18 protein-coding genes are annotated in these 18,776 nt (G+C 56.2%); 15 read left to right on the forward strand and 3 right to left on the reverse strand.

Translation table 11 applies throughout. The annotated features are described in order from the left end of the window. Positions 1-55: 55 nt before the first annotated feature. From udp to tatD, 9 genes are all read left to right on the forward strand, one after another. Positions 56-817, forward strand: coding sequence for a uridine phosphorylase (udp, locus tag AC0TOY_RS01440; protein WP_003860792.1), 762 nt, complete (start codon positions 56-58; stop codon positions 815-817). A gap of 140 nt (positions 818-957) precedes the next feature. Further along, positions 958-2,415, forward strand: coding sequence for a DNA recombination protein RmuC (rmuC, locus tag AC0TOY_RS01445; protein WP_090420954.1), 1,458 nt, complete (start codon positions 958-960; stop codon positions 2,413-2,415). 66 nt (positions 2,416-2,481) lie between these two features. Continuing rightward, positions 2,482-3,237, forward strand: coding sequence for a bifunctional demethylmenaquinone methyltransferase/2-methoxy-6-polyprenyl-1,4-benzoquinol methylase UbiE (gene ubiE / locus AC0TOY_RS01450; RefSeq protein WP_023309612.1), 756 nt, complete (start codon positions 2,482-2,484; stop codon positions 3,235-3,237). A gap of 13 nt (positions 3,238-3,250) precedes the next feature. Continuing rightward, positions 3,251-3,856, forward strand: coding sequence for a ubiquinone biosynthesis protein UbiJ (gene ubiJ / locus AC0TOY_RS01455; protein ID WP_473721405.1), 606 nt, complete (start codon positions 3,251-3,253; stop codon positions 3,854-3,856). Next, entirely contained in the window at positions 3,853-5,493 is a 1,641-nt protein-coding gene (ubiB, locus tag AC0TOY_RS01460; RefSeq protein ID WP_024907999.1) for a ubiquinone biosynthesis regulatory protein kinase UbiB, read from the forward strand. The genes ubiJ and ubiB overlap by 4 nt, the downstream gene beginning before the upstream one ends. A gap of 76 nt (positions 5,494-5,569) precedes the next feature. Continuing rightward, a complete protein-coding gene (gene tatA, locus AC0TOY_RS01465; RefSeq protein ID WP_024908000.1) occupies positions 5,570-5,824 on the forward strand; it encodes a Sec-independent protein translocase subunit TatA in 255 nt (84 codons plus the stop codon). A gap of 3 nt (positions 5,825-5,827) precedes the next feature. Next, on the forward strand, positions 5,828-6,370 hold the full coding sequence (gene tatB, locus AC0TOY_RS01470) for a Sec-independent protein translocase protein TatB (RefSeq protein ID WP_473712429.1): 543 nt from the start codon (positions 5,828-5,830) through the stop codon (positions 6,368-6,370). 2 nt (positions 6,371-6,372) lie between these two features. Next, on the forward strand, positions 6,373-7,143 hold the full coding sequence (tatC, locus tag AC0TOY_RS01475) for a Sec-independent protein translocase subunit TatC (protein WP_032646063.1): 771 nt from the start codon (positions 6,373-6,375) through the stop codon (positions 7,141-7,143). 41 nt (positions 7,144-7,184) lie between these two features. Beyond that, entirely contained in the window at positions 7,185-7,967 is a 783-nt protein-coding gene (gene tatD, locus AC0TOY_RS01480; RefSeq protein WP_473721406.1) for a 3'-5' ssDNA/RNA exonuclease TatD, read from the forward strand. Here the strand turns inward: tatD and rfaH are convergent. Continuing rightward, complete coding sequence (gene rfaH, locus AC0TOY_RS01485; protein WP_023309605.1) at positions 7,964-8,455, reverse strand: transcription/translation regulatory transformer protein RfaH; 492 nt, start codon at positions 8,453-8,455, stop codon at positions 7,964-7,966. The genes tatD and rfaH overlap by 4 nt on opposite strands. Positions 8,456-8,628: 173 nt before the next feature. Here rfaH and ubiD point away from each other — a divergent pair, with 173 nt between their 5' ends. Together ubiD and fre are read left to right on the forward strand one after the other, a co-directional pair. Then, on the forward strand, positions 8,629-10,119 hold the full coding sequence (gene ubiD / locus AC0TOY_RS01490) for a 4-hydroxy-3-polyprenylbenzoate decarboxylase (protein ID WP_161798590.1): 1,491 nt from the start codon (positions 8,629-8,631) through the stop codon (positions 10,117-10,119). Positions 10,120-10,161: 42 nt separating this feature from the next. Further along, positions 10,162-10,863 (forward strand): NAD(P)H-flavin reductase, encoded by a 702-nt coding sequence (gene fre / locus AC0TOY_RS01495; RefSeq protein ID WP_008501516.1) that lies wholly within the window; start codon positions 10,162-10,164, stop codon positions 10,861-10,863. A gap of 161 nt (positions 10,864-11,024) precedes the next feature. Here the strand turns inward: fre and fadA are convergent, their stop codons facing one another. Together fadA and fadB are read right to left on the reverse strand one after the other, a co-directional pair. Next, a complete protein-coding gene (fadA, locus tag AC0TOY_RS01500) occupies positions 11,025-12,188 on the reverse strand; it encodes an acetyl-CoA C-acyltransferase FadA (protein WP_090420960.1) in 1,164 nt (387 codons plus the stop codon). 9 nt (positions 12,189-12,197) lie between these two features. Further along, complete coding sequence (fadB, locus tag AC0TOY_RS01505; protein ID WP_473721407.1) at positions 12,198-14,387, reverse strand: fatty acid oxidation complex subunit alpha FadB; 2,190 nt, start codon at positions 14,385-14,387, stop codon at positions 12,198-12,200. Between the two features lie 190 nt (positions 14,388-14,577). Between fadB and pepQ the strand changes: the two genes are divergently transcribed. Genes pepQ through hemG form a run of 4 tightly spaced genes read left to right on the forward strand, consistent with a single transcriptional unit; the run spans position 14,578 to position 18,570 of the window. Continuing rightward, positions 14,578-15,909: a Xaa-Pro dipeptidase gene (pepQ, locus tag AC0TOY_RS01510; protein ID WP_148769929.1), complete on the forward strand. Its 1,332-nt coding sequence runs from the start codon at positions 14,578-14,580 to the stop codon at positions 15,907-15,909. After that, the gene (locus AC0TOY_RS01515; RefSeq protein WP_024908007.1) at positions 15,909-16,523 is read left to right on the forward strand and encodes an IMPACT family protein; all 615 of its coding nucleotides are present in this window, start codon (positions 15,909-15,911) and stop codon (positions 16,521-16,523) included. The genes pepQ and AC0TOY_RS01515 overlap by 1 nt, the downstream gene beginning before the upstream one ends. Before the next feature lie 39 nt (positions 16,524-16,562). Continuing rightward, positions 16,563-18,014: a Trk system potassium transporter TrkH gene (trkH, locus tag AC0TOY_RS01520; protein ID WP_023309600.1), complete on the forward strand. Its 1,452-nt coding sequence runs from the start codon at positions 16,563-16,565 to the stop codon at positions 18,012-18,014. A gap of 10 nt (positions 18,015-18,024) precedes the next feature. Beyond that, complete coding sequence (gene hemG, locus AC0TOY_RS01525; protein WP_148769902.1) at positions 18,025-18,570, forward strand: menaquinone-dependent protoporphyrinogen IX dehydrogenase; 546 nt, start codon at positions 18,025-18,027, stop codon at positions 18,568-18,570. Positions 18,571-18,776: the final 206 nt, after the last annotated feature.

An 18,776-nucleotide genomic window follows, 5' to 3' on the forward strand; every position in this document is an offset into this window, starting at 1 on the left:
TCTGTAAAGTACCGTTTTACTTCTTCTGACTAACCGACCCACAGAGGAGTCACCTATGTCTAAGTCTGATGTTTTTCATCTCGGCCTCACTAAAAACGATTTACAAGGGGCTACGCTCGCTATCGTCCCTGGCGATCCAGAGCGTGTGGAAAAGATCGCCGCGCTGATGGATAAGCCGGTTAAGCTGGCAGCCCATCGTGAATTCACCACCTGGCGCGCAGAGCTGGATGGTAAAGCCGTGATTGTGTGTTCTACCGGTATCGGTGGCCCGTCTACTTCGATTGCTGTTGAAGAGCTGGCACAGCTGGGCATTCGTACTTTCCTGCGTATCGGTACCACTGGCGCTATTCAGCCGCATATCAACGTCGGCGACGTGCTGGTGACGACCGCGTCTGTGCGTCTGGATGGCGCAAGCCTCCACTTTGCGCCGATGGAGTTCCCGGCGGTGGCCGATTTCGAGTGCACCACCGCGCTGGTTGAAGCCGCGAAATCCGTGGGCGCCACCACCCACGTGGGCGTGACCGCTTCGTCCGATACCTTCTACCCGGGCCAGGAGCGTTACGACACCTTCTCTGGCCGCGTGGTAAGCCGCTTCAAAGGCTCCATGGAAGAGTGGCAGTCAATGGGCGTGATGAACTACGAAATGGAATCCGCCACGCTGCTGACCATGTGCGCAAGCCAGGGTCTGCGTGCCGGTATGGTGGCGGGCGTTATCGTCAACCGTACCCAGCAGGAGATCCCGAACGCCGAAACCATGAAGCAGACCGAAAGCCATGCAGTGAAAATCGTGGTCGAAGCCGCGCGTCGCCTGATCTAGTCCCCTCCTTTCGAAATCAAAGGCCGGCACGTTCGGCCTTTATTTTTTGCGTAGCGCCTCGCAGGAAAACCCTTTCAAACTGGACGTTTATACAGCACAATCTTATTTTGTGCGGGTAATACGTTGATGCAGGGGGCATTGTGGATATCTCAATCCTGATTTATGCGGTGATTGCGCTGGTGGGCGTGGCGATAGGCTGGCTCATTTCCAGCTATCAGCATGCACAGCAGAAGGCCGAACAGCTGGCAGAGCGCGAAGAGATCGTCGCTGAATTAAGTGCGGCAAAGCAGCAGCTTGCCCTGAGTGACCACTGGCGCGACGAGTGCGAGCTGCTTAACAACGAGCTGCGCAATCTCCGTGATATCAACACCTCGCTGGAGGCCGATCTCCGCGAAGTGACCACCCGCCTTGAATCCACTCAGCTGCATGCGGAAGACAAAATCCGCCAGATGATCAACAGCGAGCAGCGCCTCAGCGAACAGTTTGAGAACCTCGCCAACCGTATTTTCGAGCACAGCAACCGTCGCGTTGATGAACAGAACCGCCAGAGCCTTAACAGCCTGCTGACGCCGCTGCGTGAACAGCTGGACGGTTTTCGTCGTCAGGTGCAGGACAGTTTTGGTCAGGAAGCCCGCGAGCGGCACACCCTGGCGCATGAGATTCGCAATCTCCAGCAGCTGAATGCCCAGATGGCGCAGGAAGCGGTCAACCTGACCCGCGCGCTCAAAGGGGATAACAAAACCCAGGGCAACTGGGGAGAAGTGGTGCTGACCCGCGTACTGGAAGCCTCCGGCCTGCGGGAAGGATATGAATACGAAACGCAGGTGAGTATCGAAAACGACGCCCGCTCGCGCATGCAGCCGGATGTGATCGTGAGGCTGCCGCAGGGTAAAGATGTGGTGATTGACGCCAAAATGACCCTGGTGGCGTATGAGCGTTACTTCAACGCGGAGGATGACTACACCCGCGAATCGGCGCTGCAGGAGCACATTGCCTCCGTGCGTAACCACATTCGCCTGCTCGGCAGAAAAGACTATCAGCAGTTGCCGGGTCTTCGCTCGCTGGACTATGTCCTGATGTTTATTCCGGTAGAGCCCGCGTTTCTGCTGGCACTCGACAGGCAGCCTGAACTCATCACCGAAGCGCTCAAAAATAACATTATGCTGGTCAGCCCTACCACGTTGCTGGTGGCGTTACGTACCATTGCGAACCTGTGGCGCTATGAACACCAGAGCCGCAACGCGCAGCAGATTGCCGATCGTGCCAGCAAGCTGTACGACAAAATGCGCCTCTTCGTGGACGACATGTCCTCAGTCGGGCAGAGCCTGGATCGTGCGCAGGATAACTACCGCCAGGCGATGAAAAAACTCACCTCGGGACGCGGCAATCTGCTGGCGCAGGCCGAATCATTCCGCAGCCTGGGGGTAGAGGTTAAACGCGAGATTAATCCGGAATTGGTGGAACAGGCCACCGCCCAGGACGACGAGTTTCGCCTGCGAGAAGGTGCGGACGAACAAAAGACAAACAGTGAAGACAACACGTTAGCGGTGGATTTATCACCAGACGAGACTCCAGCGCGTTTATTTCGCGGTGGTTGAAACGTAGGGCAAACGCGCCCAATCTGTTACACTTCACGAACATTTTACTGATAAGCAGGCTCTGAGATGGCTGACGATTCACAAGACACAACGCACTTTGGCTTTCAGACTGTCGCCAAAGCGCAGAAAGCTGACATGGTGGCCCACGTATTTCATTCCGTGGCGGCGAAGTACGATGTAATGAATGACCTGATGTCGTTCGGCATTCATCGCTTGTGGAAGCGCTTCACCATTGACTGTAGCGGCGTGCGTCGCGGACAAACGGTGCTGGATTTAGCCGGCGGTACGGGCGATTTAACCGCGAAATTCTCTCGTCTGGTGGGTGAAACCGGTCGTGTTGTTCTTGCCGATATTAATGACTCCATGCTGAAAATGGGACGCGAAAAGCTGCGTAACATCGGCGTGGTGGGGAATGTGGAATATGTTCAGGCAAACGCCGAAGCGCTGCCGTTCCCGGACAATACCTTTGACTGCATCACGATCTCCTTCGGTCTGCGTAACGTGACCGATAAAGAAAAGGCGTTGCGCTCCATGTACCGCGTGCTGAAACCGGGTGGACGCCTGCTGGTGCTCGAGTTCTCGAAACCGATCATTGAGCCGCTGAGCAAAGCCTACGACGCCTATTCCTTCCACGTGCTGCCGCGCATCGGTGAGCTGGTGGCCAACGATGCGGAAAGCTACCGCTATCTGGCGGAATCTATCCGTATGCACCCGGATCAGGACACCTTAAAAGCCATGATGCAGGATGCAGAATTTGAGAACGTTGAATATTTCAACCTGACGGCGGGTGTCGTCGCGCTGCATCGCGGTTACAAATTCTGAGTGGAGGTGTCCCGTGCCCTTTAAACCCTTAGTCTCCGCAGGCATCGAGAATGTACTGAATGCTTTCCTGTATCGCGCTCCGGCGCTGAAAGCTGCGCGTCAGCGGCTAAATGGGAAGGTATTGCGCATTGTTTTAAAAGAGTTCTCGACGCCGCTTGTACTGGTCTTCAGCGAACGCCAGCTTGACGTACTGGGGGAGTGGGAAGGTGAAGCTGACTGCTCGGTCATCACGCACATGAGCGTGCTGCCAAAACTGCGCGATCGCCAGCAATTAACGGCGCTTATCCGCAGCGGTGAGCTGGAAGTAGAAGGCGACATTCAGGTCGTGCAGAACTTCGTTGCGCTCACCGATCTTGCGGAGTTCGACCCGGCAGAGCTGCTCGCGCCTTTTATCGGAGACATCGCCGCCGAAGGCATCGGGAAAGTCCTTCATGGTGGCGCCTCCTTTGCGCGTAAAAGCCTGCATCGTCAGCAACGCTATGCGGCGGAAGTGCTGACGGAGGAGTGGCGAATGGCACCCGGGTCACTGGAAGTGGCGTGGTTTGCGGAAGAGACCGCGGCTGTTGAACGTGCGGTTGATGCGTTAACCAAACGGCTGGAAAAACTGGAGGGCAAATGACGCCTGGTGAAATTCGGCGCCTCTATTTTATTATTCGCACCTTTTTGAGCTACGGGCTCGACGAGCTTATCCCCAAAATGCGTATCACGCTGCCGCTTCGTATCTGGCGGCGGATGCTGTTCTGGATGCCCAATCGCCATAAAGGTCAACCGCTGGGAGAGCGTCTTCGCCTGGCGCTGCAGGAGCTCGGTCCGGTTTGGATTAAATTTGGACAGATGCTGTCGACCCGTCGCGATCTCTTCCCGCCGCTTATTGCCGATGAGCTCGCGATGCTGCAGGACCGCGTCGCACCGTTTGACGGCGCGCGCGCGAAAAAGCAAATTGAAGAGGCGATGGGAAATGTACCCGTCGAGACCTGGTTTGACGATTTCGACATTCACCCACTGGCATCGGCCTCTATCGCGCAGGTGCATACCGCGCGTCTGAAAGAAAACGGCAAAGAAGTCGTTATTAAGGTCATTCGTCCGGACATCCTGCCCATCATCAAAGCAGACATGAAGCTGATTTATCGTCTGGCGCGCTGGGTACCACGCTTGCTGCCGGACGGGCGTCGCCTTCGTCCACTGGAAGTGGTGCGGGAATATGAAAAAACGCTGATTGATGAGCTTAACCTGCTGCGCGAATCGGCAAACGCCATTCAGCTGCGTCGCAACTTTGAAAACAGCCCGATGCTCTATGTTCCTGAAGTCTATTCTGACTACTGCAGCCAGAACATGATGGTAATGGAGCGTATCTACGGTATTCCGGTTTCGGATGTGGTGGCCCTGGAGAAGCAGGGAACGAACATGAAGCTGTTGGCCGAGCGTGGAGTACAGGTCTTCTTTACCCAGGTGTTCCGCGACAGCTTTTTCCATGCGGACATGCATCCGGGCAATATCTTCGTGAGCTACGAACACCCTGAGGATCCGAAGTATATCGGTATCGACTGTGGGATTGTGGGGTCGCTGAACAAGGAAGATAAACGGTATCTGGCTGAGAACTTCATCGCGTTCTTCAACCGCGACTACCGTAAGGTGGCCGAGCTGCACGTCGATTCAGGCTGGGTGCCGCCGGACACCAACGTCGAGGAGTTCGAGTTTGCGATCCGGACCGTTTGTGAACCGATTTTTGAAAAACCGCTGGCGGAAATCTCCTTCGGGCACGTGCTGTTAAACCTGTTCAACACGGCTCGCCGCTTTAATATGGAAGTTCAGCCACAGCTAGTTTTACTTCAGAAAACATTACTTTACGTTGAGGGTGTAGGCCGACAGCTCTATCCTCAGTTAGACTTGTGGAAGACCGCGAAACCTTTCCTTGAGTCCTGGATTAAGGATCAGGTTGGCATTCCGGCGCTGGTGCGCTCGCTGAAAGAGAAAGGCCCGTTCTGGATAGAAAAAATGCCGGAAATTCCTGAACTGGTTTATGACAGTTTGCGTCAGAGCAAGAACCTTCAGCACAGCATGGATAAAATCGCCCGCGAGCTTCAGTCCAGCCGGGTACGCCAGGGACAGTCACGCTATCTCTTTGGGATTGGCGCAACGCTGCTGCTGAGCGGTACGCTGCTGCTGATCAACCGTCCGGACTGGCAGATGATGCCCGCCTGGCTGATGGCCGCCGGGGTGGTTGTCTGGCTTGCCGGATGGCGAAAAACGCGCTGAGTTTGCGTCGCTATCGACGGGTCGCATACGTATAATGCGACCTGACTAATTAATCATCTATCCCTGAGGAACATGTATGGGTGGTATCAGTATCTGGCAATTGTTGATCATTGCCGTCATCGTCGTGCTGCTGTTTGGCACCAAAAAGCTCGGTTCTATTGGTTCCGACCTGGGCGCGTCTATCAAAGGCTTCAAGAAAGCGATGAGCGATGATGAGAGCAAGCAGGATAAAACCAGCCAGGACGCTGATTTTACTGCTAAGTCCATCGCCGATAAGCAGGAAGAAGCCAAAAAGGAAGACGCTAAACGCCACGATAAAGAGCAGGTGTAAGTCGTGTTCGACATTGGTTTTAGTGAGCTCCTGCTGGTCTTTGTGATTGGCCTGATTGTGCTGGGGCCGCAGCGTCTGCCGGTGGCGGTGAAGACCGTTGCGGGCTGGGTTCGTGCGCTGAGATCGCTGGCATCGACCGTTCAGAATGAGCTGGCGCAGGAGCTTAAGCTGCAGGAATTTCAGGAAAGCCTGAAAAAGGTCGAGAAGGCGAGCATGGATAACCTGACGCCGGAACTGAAAGCGTCAATGGATGAGCTGCGCGAAGCGGCGGAATCCATGAAGCGCTCCTATAGCGTTAACGATCCTGAAAAAGCGAGCGATGAAGCGAATACCATCCATAACCCGGTGGTGAAGGGCAGCGAGGAGCAGCGCGAGGGCGTAACGCCTGCCAGCGCAGAACATCAGGCTGCCGCGCCAGAACAGACGCCGCAGGAAACCGAAGTGAAAAAACAGGTGCAGCCGGAAGAGCCGGTGGCAAAAACGGTGGAAGTGAAGCCCGCTGCGTCCGTTTCCGAATCATCCCCCTCGTCGAGTGATAAAGCGTAAACATGGCAGTAGATGATACTCAACCGCTGATTGCGCACCTCATTGAGCTGCGTAAGCGCCTGTTAAACTGCATTATTGCGGTTTTACTCATATTTCTGTGCCTGGTCTATTTTGCCAACGATATCTATCAGGTGGTCTCTGCACCGCTGATCAAGCAGATGCCGCTGGGCGCAACGATGATTGCAACAGACGTTGCTTCTCCGTTCTTCACCCCCATCAAGCTGACCTTCTGGGTGTCGTTGATTGCCTCAGCGCCGGTCATTCTTTATCAGGTGTGGGCGTTTGTGGCGCCAGCACTGTATAAACACGAACGTAAGCTGGTGATCCCGCTGCTGGTGTCCAGTTCGCTGCTGTTCTATATCGGCATGGCGTTTGCCTATTTCGTTGTCTTCCCGCTGGCCTTCGGCTTCCTGACGCATACCGCGCCGGAAGGGGTTCAGGTGTCGACGGATATCGCCAGCTACCTCAGCTTTGTGATGGCGCTGTTTATGGCGTTTGGCGTGGCATTCGAAGTGCCGGTGGCCATTGTGCTGCTTTGCTGGGTAGGGGTAACAACCCCGGATGACCTACGTAAGAAGCGTCCGTATATCCTGGTGGGCGCCTTTGTGGTCGGCATGCTGCTGACACCGCCGGACGTGTTCTCGCAGACGCTGCTGGCCATACCGATGTACTGTCTGTTTGAGGTCGGCGTATTCTTCTCGCGTTTCTACGTGGGTAAAGGACGTCGAGCGGATGACGAAGACGATACGTCCGACAAGACCACTGAAGAGTAAAACCAGCCGCCCGTCAGGGCGGTTGTTATATGGGGATTTGAATGTTTGATATCGGACTCAATCTGACCAGCTCGCAGTTTGCGAAAGATCGTGATGAGGTGGTCGCGCGCGCGTTTGCCGCCGGGGTGAAAGGGCTGCTGCTGACAGGCACCAACCTGCATGAGAGCGAGCAGGCGCAGCAGCTGGCGCAACGCTACGATCGCTGTTGGTCTACTGCTGGCGTGCATCCTCACGACAGTAGCCAGTGGACCCCGGAAAGTGGCGACACCCTGTACAGGCTGGCGAAGACGCCAGCCGTTGTGGCGATCGGCGAATGCGGTCTCGATTTCAACCGTAACTTTTCCACGCCTGAAGAGCAGGAAAAAGCATTCACTGCCCAGCTTGCGCTGGCGGCAGAGCTTGGAATGCCCGTATTTATGCACTGCCGCGACGCGCATGAGCGTTTCCTGGCACTTCTGGATCCGTGGCTGGAGAAACTGCCCGGCGCGGTACTGCACTGCTTCACCGGTTCACGACAGGAAGCGCTCGATTGCCTGAAGCGAGGGCTTTATCTGGGTATTACTGGCTGGGTTTGCGATGAGCGTCGCGGGCTCGAACTTCGGGAGCTGTTGCCAGCGATCCCGGCTGACCGGTTGCTCCTTGAAACCGATGCGCCCTATCTGCTACCGCGCGATATGAAACCCAAACCGGCATCGCGGCGAAATGAGCCCGCGTATCTGGGGCACATTGTTGAGAGTGTTGCGAAGTGGCGCGGAGAGGATCCGCACTGGCTTTCAGCGCAGACGGATAACAACGTGCGTAATCTGTTCGGAATAAACGTTTAAAGTTTGCGGAAGTCGGTGTTTTTAACGCTCTGCAGCACCTGCTTGTTCAGCAGATTGAGCAACAGCATAGAGCGCGCTTCCCCGTCCGGCTCGGCAAAAATCGCCTGCAGGCCTTCGAAAGCCCCTTCGGTAATCACGACGCTATCGCCCGTGTAAGGGGTTTCGGGGTCGGTGATCCCTTCAGGCTGTTGATAAATCGACAGCTGATGAATGACCGTGGACGGAACCGTTGCCGGGTGGGCGCCAAAACGAACGAAGTGGCTAACGCCACGCGTTGCGCTGATGGTGGTGGTGTGGATGACTTCCGGGTCGAACTCCACGAACAGGTAGTTCGGGAATAACGGCTCACTGACGGTTGTGCGCTTCCCGCGCTGCATTTTTTCAAGCGTGATCACGGGCGTCAGGCAATTTACAGACTGACGTTCAAGATGTTCCTGCGCGCGCTGAAGTTGCCCGCGTTTGCAATACAGTAAATACCAGGCCTGCATAATCACTCTTTCCCTTAGTTCGGGGCGCAAGCATATCAAAACCCTGGCGGGATCGCTAAGTTGATTATAATGGGCGAAAATGGGACAGAACGCATAACTTCACGCTAATTTAACAAAATTACAGCATCAAGCAGGCTTACGCCGTATAATGAAGCGCTTACAGAGAGGCCATGATTAACTGCATGAAATACCACGATCTCCGCGACTTCCTGACGCTGCTGGAAAAGCAGGGTGAACTCAAACGTATTACACTTCCTGTTGATCCTTATCTGGAGATGACAGAAATTGCTGACCGCACCCTGCGTGCCGGTGGCCCCGCGTTACTGTTTGAAAATCCGAAAGGGTACTCCATGCCGGTACTGTGCAACCTGTTTGGTACACCGCGTCGTGTTGCACTGGGGATGGGTCAGGAGGACGTCACGGCGCTGCGTGAAGTCGGTAAGCTGCTGGCGTTTCTGAAAGAGCCGGAGCCACCGAAAGGCTTTCGCGATCTGTTCGACAAACTGCCGCAGTTTAAGCAGGTGCTGAACATGCCCACCAAACGCCTGCGCGGCGCGCCGTGCCAGCAGAAGGTGCTGGAAGGCGATGCGGTTGATCTGACCAAAATCCCTGTCATGCAGTGCTGGCCGGAAGATGCTGCGCCGCTGATAACCTGGGGGCTTACCGTTACGCGCGGCCCGCACAAAGAGCGGCAAAACCTCGGTATTTACCGCCAGCAATTGATTGGCAAGAATAAACTCATCATGCGCTGGCTGTCGCATCGCGGCGGCGCGCTGGATTTCCAGGAGTGGTGCGCTGCGCATCCGGGGGAGCGTTTCCCGGTGTCTGTCGCTTTAGGCGCCGATCCGGCCACCATTCTGGGAGCCGTCACCCCCGTGCCGGATACCCTTTCTGAATATGCGTTTGCAGGCCTGCTGCGCGGAACGAAAACCGAAGTCGTGAAGTGTATTTCTAACGATCTCGAAGTTCCGGCCAGTGCAGAAATTGTGCTGGAGGGTTACCTTGAACAGGGTGAAATGGCGCCAGAAGGCCCTTACGGCGACCACACCGGCTATTACAACGAGGTGGATAACTTCCCGGTGTTTACCGTGACGCACATTACGCAGCGTGAGGATGCGATTTATCACTCCACGTATACCGGACGTCCACCGGACGAACCGGCGGTGCTGGGCGTGGCGCTGAATGAAGTGTTTGTGCCGATCCTGCAAAAGCAGTTCCCGGAAATAGTTGATTTTTATCTGCCGCCTGAAGGATGCTCGTATCGCATGGCGGTGGTCACGATGAAGAAGCAGTATCCTGGTCATGCTAAACGCGTGATGATGGGCGTGTGGTCTTTCCTGCGCCAGTTTATGTATACCAAATTTGTTATTGTCTGCGATGATGACGTTAACGCCCGCGACTGGAATGACGTAATCTGGGCCATTACCACGCGAATGGACCCGGCGCGCGATACGGTGTTAGTCGAAAACACGCCGATTGATTATCTGGATTTTGCCTCGCCGGTTTCCGGTCTTGGCTCAAAGATGGGACTGGATGCCACAAATAAATGGCCTGGCGAAACCGACCGTGAATGGGGTCGCCCGATCAAAAAAGATCCTGCTGTGACCGCGCGCATTGACGCGATCTGGGACGAGCTGGCCATAATGAATAACGGTAAACCCTGAGCTGACCGTTAAGCCCTATAGACTTCCCGACAGAGAGAGCGAATGACAACCTTAAGCTGTAAAGTGACCTCGGTAGATGCCATCACCGACACCGTATATCGCGTCCGTTTAGTGCCAGAAGCGCCATTCTCTTTCCGCGCGGGTCAGTACCTGATGGTTGTGATGGATGAGCGTGATAAGCGTCCTTTCTCTATGGCCTCAACGCCGGCGGAGCAGGAATTTATTGAGCTTCATATTGGTGCGTCAGAGCTTAACCTGTATGCGATGGCGGTGATGGATCGCATCCTGAAGGAACGTGAAATCGTGGTGGATATTCCGCACGGTGATGCGTGGCTGCGCGATGACGAAGACCGTCCGCTGATCCTGATCGCTGGCGGTACAGGCTTCTCCTACGTGCGCTCCATTCTGTTGACCGCACTGGCGCGTAACCCGGACCGTGACATCACCATTTACTGGGGTGGCCGCGAAGAGAAACATCTGTACGATCTGTCTGAACTGGAAGCGCTGAGCGTCACCCATCCTAACCTGCGCATTGAGCCGGTGGTTGAGCAGCCGGAAGAGGGCTGGCGCGGGCGTAGCGGTACGGTGCTGACGGCGGTGCTGCAGGATCACGGTACGCTGGCTGGGCACGATATCTATATCGCTGGCCGTTTCGAGATGGCGAAAATCGCCCGCGATCTGTTCTGTAACGAACGTGATGCGCGTGAAGACCGCCTGTTTGGCGATGCGTTTGCCTTCATTTAAATAAAAAACCCGCCCCTGACAGGCGGGAAGAACGGCAACTAAACTCTCTCTCTTCGCCAGTGACGCCACTGGCGGCGAGGTACCTCTCGTAGGCCGGGAAAGCGCAGCGCCTCCCGGCAAAAGCCCGATGGCGCGATGCTTATCGGGCCTACGTATTAGACCTACACTCTCTCAAACACCGTCGCGATACCCTGACCCAGCCCGATACACATCGTTGCCAGACCAAACTGGGCATCTTTGCGTTCCATCAGGTTGATCAGCGTCGTGCTGATGCGCGCACCGGAGCAGCCCAGCGGGTGACCGAGGGCGATCGCGCCGCCGTTGAGGTTAATCTTCTCGTCGATCTGATCCATCAGCCCCAGATCTTTAATGCATGGCAGGATCTGCGCGGCGAACGCTTCGTTCATCTCGAACAGATCGATGTCGCTGGCGGTTAAGCCCGCTTTTTTCAGCGCCAGCTTCGAGGCCGGAACCGGGCCGTAGCCCATGATTGAAGGATCGCAGCCCACAACCGCCATCGAACGTACCCGAGCGCGAGGGGTTAAGCCCAGCTCGCGGGCGCGGCTTTCGCTCATCACCAGCATCGCGGCGGCACCGTCGGACAGGGCGGACGACGTTCCCGCCGTGACCGTACCGGTGACCGGATCAAACGCCGGGCGCAGGGTAGACAGCGCTTCGACCGTGGTTTCCGGGCGGATGACTTCGTCGTAGCTGAACTGCTTCAGAACGCCGTCTGCGTCGTGACCGCCGGTCGGGATGATCTCATTCTTAAAGGCACCGGACTGTGTCGCCGCCCATGCGCGAGCGTGAGAGCGCGCGGCAAAGGCATCCTGCATTTCACGGCTGATGCCGTGCAGACGAGAAAGCATCTCGGCGGTCAGACCCATCATCCCCGCGGCTTTCGCCACGTTACGGCTCATCCCCGGGTGGAAATCGACCCCGTGGCTCATCGGCACGTGGCCCATGTGCTCAACGCCGCCCACCAGGCAGGCCTGCGCATCGCCGGTCATGATCATGCGCGCCGCGTCGTGCAGCGCCTGCATTGACGAACCGCACAGGCGGTTCACGGTGACGGCCGGAACTGAATGTGGGATCTCCGCCAGCAGCGACGCGTTGCGGGCGATGTTGAAGCCTTGCTCCAGGGTCTGCTGCACGCAGCCCCAGTAGATATCGTCCAGCGCAGCAGGATCCAGCGCCGGGTTACGCGCCAGCAGGCTACGCATCAGGTGCGCGGAGAGGTCTTCCGCACGCACGTTACGGAATGCACCGCCTTTTGAACGGCCCATCGGGGTGCGAATCGCATCAACAATGACAACCTTTTCCATTGTGACTCCTTAAGCCGTTTTCAGTTCGCCAACCGGACGGGCTGGCTCAACTGCTGGATAGTAGGGTTCGTTATGGCGCGCTTTGTTACGCAGCCCTTCCGGCACCTCATAAAGCGGGCCGAGGTGCTGATACTGCTGAGCCATATCGAGATAGCGGGCGCTACCGAGCGTGTCCAGCCAGCGGAACGCGCCGCCGTGGAACGGAGGGAAGCCCAGGCCGTATACCAGCGCCATATCGGCTTCTGCAGGGCTGGCGATGATGCCTTCTTCGAGGCAACGCACCACTTCGTTGATCATGGGAATCATCATGCGGGCGATGATCTCATCGTCGGTGAAGTCGCGTTTCGGCTGACTGACATCGGCCAGCAGGCTATCCACCGCCGCGTCTTCTTCTTTCTTCGGTTTGCCCTTGCTGTCTTCTTTATAACGCCAGAAGCCCAGACCGTTTTTCTGACCGAAGCGGTTAGCGTCGAACAGCGCGTCAATCGCGTCGCGATAGTCTTTCTGCATGCGCTGCGGGAAGCCTGCCGCCATTACCGCCTGGGCGTGGTGGGCGGTATCAATGCCGACTACGTCCAGCAGATACGCCGGGCCCATCGGCCAGCCGAACTGTTTTTCCATCACTTTGTCGATTTTGCGGAAGTCCGCGCCGTCGCGCAGCAGCTGGCTAAAACCGGCGAAATAAGGGAACAGCACGCGGTTGACGAAAAAGCCCGGGCAGTCGTTAACGACGATCGGCGTTTTGCCCATCTTGCTTGCCCATGCCACCACTTTAGCGATGGTTTCGTCGGAGGTTTTTTCCCCACGGATCACTTCGACCAGCGGCATACGGTGTACCGGGTTGAAGAAGTGCATACCGCAGAAGTTTTCCGGACGCTTCAGCACGCTCGCCAGTTCGCTGATTGGAATGGTGGAGGTGTTAGAGGCCAGCACGGTCTCAGGACGAACCTTGTCTTCCGTTTCCGCCAGCACCGCTTTTTTAACTTTCGGGTTCTCGACGACGGCTTCGACCACCACGTCGACACGGTCAAAACCGCTGTATTCCAGCACGGGCTGAATGGTGGAAATCACGCCTGCAAGCTTCAGACCGTCAATTTTGCCGCGCTCAAGCTGTTTATTCAGCAGCTTGGCCGCTTCGGTCATGCCCAGCGTCAGGGATTTCTCGTTGATGTCTTTCATCACCACCGGCACGCCTTTCCAGGCCGACTGGTAAGCGATGCCGCCACCCATAATGCCCGCGCCGAGTACCGCCGCATGTTTTGGCGTCTCAACGTTTTTAGTCAGCTGTTTGGCTTTGCCTTTCACGAACTGATCGTTCAGGAAGATACCGACCAGCGCGCGGGCTTCATTGGTGTGCGCCAGCGGGACAAAGCTCTGATTTTCGAGCTTCAGCGCTTCATCGCGTCCGAGACGGGCAGCCGCTTCAATGGTTTTCACCGCCGTGATCGGCGCCGGGTAGTGTTTGCCCGCCGTCTGCATGACCATGCCTTTGGCGATGGTGAAGCTCATGGTGGCTTCAATCTTGCTGAGTTTTAACGGCTCCAGCTTCGGCTGGCGTTTGGCTTTCCAGTCGAGATCGCCGTTAATCGCCTGACGCAGAATGGCGACAGCACCTTCAACCAGCTTCTCAGGTTTCACAACGCCGTCGACCAGGCCGATTTTCTGCGCCTGTTCTGCGCCGACGTCTTTACCTGCGGCAATGATCTCCAGCGCGCTGTCGGCACCCAGCATGCGCGGCATACGGACGGAGCCGCCAAAGCCCGGCATGATGCCCAGCTTGGTTTCCGGCAGGCCGATGCGCAGGTCCGGTGTCGCCAGGCGATAGTCTGTCGCCAGCACGCACTCGCAGCCGCCGCCCAGCGCATAGCCGTTAACGGCGGAAATGGTCGGGACAGGCAGATCTTCCAGACGATTAAAGACGCTGTTGGCAAAGTGCAGCCACTGGCTCAGCTGTTCTTCCGGGACCAGGAACAGCGAAAGGAACTCGGTGATATCGGCACCGACGATAAAGGCCGCTTTGTTCGAACGCAGCAGCAGCCCTTTTAATTCAGGTTGTTTTTCAAGAACATCCAGCGCCTGGCCAAGACTGGCCACCGTCGCGGTATCAAGCTTGTTCACTGAGCCGGGGGCATCGAACACCAGTTCGGCAATGCCATCTTCCAGCCAGTTGAGGTACAGGGTGTCGCCTTTGTAGAGCATGTCAGTCTCCTGAATCCAGCAATTGGATCTGGTCATACCAGATGAATCGGAGTGTGGGATTTATGTTAATAAAATGCAAATTACTCATTAAGAAAATGCTGCATTGATCACGGTCGGTGGAAATCACGCAGCCGGAGTGAGGTGTGCTAAGATGCGATGACTTGAGGTCAAAAAAACGAAAGGAAGAATGATGGACTCACTGGCTTCGCTTTATAAAAATCATATCGTTACCCTACAAGAACGTACCCGCGATGTACTGGCCCGCTTTAAGCTGGATGCGCTGCTGATCCACTCCGGCGAGCTGATGAATACCTTTCTGGATGACCACGCTTATCCGTTTAAGGTGAACCCGCAGTTTAAAGCCTGGGTTCCGGTGACGCAGGTTCCAAATTGCTGGCTGCTGGTGGATGGCGTGAACAAACCGAAACTGTGGTTCTACCTGCCGGTCGATTACTGGCACAACGTAGAACCGCTGCCGACCTCTTTCTGGACGGAAGAGATAGAAGTGATTGCACTGCCGAAAGCGGACGGTATTGGCAGCCAACTGCCTGCCGCGCGCGGCAACATCGGCTACATTGGCCCTGTTCCGGAGCGTGCGCTGAGTCTGGATATTCCGGCAGACAAACTCAATCCGAAAGGGGTGCTGGATTATCTGCACTATTACCGCGCATATAAAACCGACTATGAACTTTACTGCATGCGTGAAGCGCAAAAAACGGCGGTGAATGGTCACCGTGCGGCGCATGAAGCGTTCCAGTCGGGGATGAGCGAGTTCGACATCAATCAGGCCTATCTGACCGCGACAGGCCACCGTGATACCGACGTGCCGTACAGCAATATCGTCGCGCTGAACGAGCACGCGTCTGTGCTTCACTACACCAAACTGGATCACCAGGTTCCGTCGGAAATGCGCAGCTTCCTGCTGGACGCAGGGGCAGAGTACAACGGCTACGCGGCCGACCTGACCCGCACCTGGGCGGCGAATGCGGACACCGAGTTCGCGCAGCTGATCAAAGACGTGAACGATGAACAGCTGGCGCTGATTGCCACCATGAAGGCGGGCACCAGCTATGTGGATTACCACATCCAGTTCCATCAGCGCATCGCCAAACTGCTGCGTAAGCACCAGATTGTGAAAGACATGAGCGAAGAGGCGATGGTCGAGAACGATCTGACCGGGCCCTTCATGCCGCACGGCATTGGTCACCCGCTGGGCCTGCAGGTGCACGACGTTGCGGGCTTTATGCAGGATGATACCGGTACGCACCTGGCGGCACCGTCTAAATATCCTTACCTGCGCTGCACCCGCATTCTGGAACCGCGCATGGTGCTGACGATTGAACCGGGGATCTACTTTATCGAATCCCTGCTGGCGCCGTGGCGTGAAGGCCAGTTCAGCAAGCACTTCAACTGGGAAAAAATTGACGCGCTGAAGCCGTTTGGCGGTATTCGTATCGAAGATAACGTGGTGATTCACGAAAACGGTATCGAGAATATGACGCGAGACCTGAAGCTGGCCTGATGGAAAGCTGGCTAATACCGGCTGAACCGGTCACCTTTGTTGAGGAAATCAAGAAAAGCCGCTTTATTACGCTGCTGGCGCATACCGACGGCGTAGAGGCGGCAAAAGCGTTTGTCGAGTCCGTCCGGGCTGAGCATCCTGACGCCCGTCACCACTGCGTGGCGTGGGTAGCAGGGCCGCCGGACGATTCACAGCAGCTGGGGTTTTCCGATGACGGTGAACCGGCGGGCACGGCCGGTAAACCCATGCTCTCCCAGCTTATGGGCAGCGGCGTGGGCGAAATAACCGCCGTGGTGGTGCGCTACTACGGCGGCATTTTGTTAGGCACCGGTGGGCTGGTTAAAGCCTATGGCGGGGGCGTGCAGCAGGCGCTTAATATGCTGGTCACTACCCGCAAAACGCCGCTTACCGAATATACTTTATTATGCGATTACGCCCAGCTATCGGGTATTGAAGCGCTGCTGCGGCAGTTTAACGGTGTCATCGCACACAGTGAATATCAGGCAATGGTGCAATTACGCGTGGCGCTTCCTCAGGCGGAACTGGCTGCTTTTTCAGCAAAACTGGCTGATTTTAGTCGTGGTTCGTTGCAATTGCTGCCGATTGAAGAATAATCCCCACCTCACTTTTGAATACCAAAGGAAGCGGCAGAGATGCATTTTCGTGCCATAACCCGAATCGTTGGACTGCTGGTCATACTCTTTTCCGGGACGATGATTCTCCCTGGACTGGTGGCGCTTATCTACCGGGACGGCGCGGGGCGGGCATTTACCCAGACCTTCTTTGTCGCGCTGGCGATTGGCTCGCTGCTGTGGTGGCCAAACCGTCGCCAGAAAGGTGAGCTGAAATCTCGCGAAGGGTTTCTGATAGTGGTCCTGTTCTGGACGGTGCTGGGGAGCGTTGGTTCGCTACCCTTTATCTTCTCTGAACAGCCTAACCTGAGCATCACGGATGCCTTTTTTGAATCCTTCTCCGGTTTAACGACCACCGGGGCGACGACGCTGGTGGGGCTGGATTCACTTCCGCACGCCATTCTCTTTTATCGCCAGATGCTGCAGTGGTTCGGGGGGATGGGGATCATCGTCCTGGCGGTGGCCATTCTGCCTATTCTGGGCGTTGGTGGGATGCAGCTCTATCGCGCCGAAATGCCCGGACCGCTGAAAGATAACAAGATGCGCCCGCGTATTGCTGAGACGGCGAAAACTCTCTGGCTTATCTATGTCTTGCTGACGGTGGCCTGTGCGCTGGCGCTATGGTTTGCCGGGATGCCCGCTTTCGACGCCATCGGACACAGCTTCGCGACGATTGCTATCGGCGGGTTCTCCACCCACGATGCCAGCGTCGGCTACTTCGACAGCCCAACGATTAACACGATTATTGCCATTTTCCTGCTGATCTCTGGCTGTAACTATGGCCTGCACTTCTCTTTACTGAGCGGGCGCAGCCTGAAGGTGTACTGGCGTGACCCTGAGTTCCGCATGTTTATTGGCGTCCAGCTGACGCTGGTAATTATCTGTACCCTGGTGCTCTGGTTCCATGATGTCTATAACTCCGCGTTGACCACGCTAAACCAGGCCTTCTTCCAGGTGGTGTCGATGGCGACAACCGCCGGGTTTACTACGGACAGCATCGCCCGTTGGCCGCTGTTCCTGCCGGTGCTTCTGCTCTGTTCCGCGTTTATCGGCGGCTGTGCGGGGTCGACGGGCGGTGGCCTGAAGGTGATCCGTATTCTGCTGCTGTTCAAGCAGGGCAACCGTGAGCTGAAACGCCTGGTCCACCCGAACGCGGTCTACAGCATCAAGCTGGGTAACCGCGCGCTGCCGGAACGTATCCTCGAAGCGGTGTGGGGGTTCTTCTCGGCGTATGCGCTGGTCTTTATCGTCAGTATGCTGGCGATTATCGCGACGGGTGTGGATGATTTCTCCGCCTTTGCGTCGGTCGTCGCAACATTGAACAACCTTGGGCCTGGCCTGGGGGTTGTGGCGGATAACTTTGCCAGTATGAACCCGGTCGCGAAATGGATCCTCATCGCCAATATGCTGTTTGGTCGTCTTGAGGTCTTTACGCTGCTGGTGCTGTTCACCCCTACATTCTGGCGCGAGTAAGGAGCTATTGATGAAGACACTGATTCTTTTCTCTACGCGAGACGGGCAAACGCGCGAGATTGCCGCGTATCTGGCATCGGAATTAAAAGAGCTGGGTATTTACTCGGATGTGGTGAACCTGAACCGTGCTGAGCAGATAAGCTGGCAGGATTACGACCGCGTGGTAATTGGTGCATCTATTCGTTACGGGCATTTCCATCCGGCGCTGGATCGTTTTGTGAAAAAGCACACGGCGGTGCTCAATAAACTGCCCGGTGCATTTTACTCGGTCAATCTGGTCGCGCGTAAACCCGAGAAGCGCACGCCGCAGACCAACAGCTACACGCGCAAGTTTTTACTCAGCTCGCCGTGGCAGCCTGAACTGTGCGCTGTCTTTGCCGGCGCGCTGCGCTACCCTCGCTACCGCTGGTATGACCGCTTTATGATCCGCCTGATTATGAAGATGACCGGGGGCGAAACCGACACGCGTAAAGAAGTGGTTTATACCGACTGGTCGCAGGTAGCCAGTTTTGCGCGAGAAATCGCACATTTAACGGACGATTCGCGACATAAATAAGCGTTAAGTTTGAAAAGTGAGCGAACGAAAAGTTTTTTGTATTTTGTGCTTGTCACTTCAGAATAACTCCCTATAATGCGCCTCCACTGACACGGAACAACGGCACACACGCCGCCGGGTCAGCAGAGAAAAGCGAAAATAAACGCTTGACTCTGAAGCGGGAAAGCGTAATATGCACACCCCGCGCCGCAGCGAAAAGCGAAGCG

The organism is Enterobacter sp. PL_is379 (assembly GCF_055817355.1).

Coding starts and splice junctions, on each gene's coding strand:
- fre (WP_008501516.1), top strand. CDS start 10,162: ATGACAACCTTAAGCTGTAAAGTGACCTCGGTAGATGCCATCACCGAC.
- hemG (WP_148769902.1), top strand. CDS start 18,025: ATGAAGACACTGATTCTTTTCTCTACGCGAGACGGGCAAACGCGCGAG.
- fadA (WP_090420960.1), bottom strand. CDS start 12,188: ATGGAAAAGGTTGTCATTGTTGATGCGATTCGCACCCCGATGGGCCGT.
- tatC (WP_032646063.1), top strand. CDS start 6,373: ATGGCAGTAGATGATACTCAACCGCTGATTGCGCACCTCATTGAGCTG.
- fadB (WP_473721407.1), bottom strand. CDS start 14,387: ATGCTCTACAAAGGCGACACCCTGTACCTCAACTGGCTGGAAGATGGC.
- AC0TOY_RS01515 (WP_024908007.1), top strand. CDS start 15,909: ATGGAAAGCTGGCTAATACCGGCTGAACCGGTCACCTTTGTTGAGGAA.
- rfaH (WP_023309605.1), bottom strand. CDS start 8,455: ATGCAGGCCTGGTATTTACTGTATTGCAAACGCGGGCAACTTCAGCGC.
- trkH (WP_023309600.1), top strand. CDS start 16,563: ATGCATTTTCGTGCCATAACCCGAATCGTTGGACTGCTGGTCATACTC.
- ubiB (WP_024907999.1), top strand. CDS start 3,853: ATGACGCCTGGTGAAATTCGGCGCCTCTATTTTATTATTCGCACCTTT.
- udp (WP_003860792.1), top strand. CDS start 56: ATGTCTAAGTCTGATGTTTTTCATCTCGGCCTCACTAAAAACGATTTA.
- tatA (WP_024908000.1), top strand. CDS start 5,570: ATGGGTGGTATCAGTATCTGGCAATTGTTGATCATTGCCGTCATCGTC.
- tatD (WP_473721406.1), top strand. CDS start 7,185: ATGTTTGATATCGGACTCAATCTGACCAGCTCGCAGTTTGCGAAAGAT.
- pepQ (WP_148769929.1), top strand. CDS start 14,578: ATGGACTCACTGGCTTCGCTTTATAAAAATCATATCGTTACCCTACAA.
- ubiE (WP_023309612.1), top strand. CDS start 2,482: ATGGCTGACGATTCACAAGACACAACGCACTTTGGCTTTCAGACTGTC.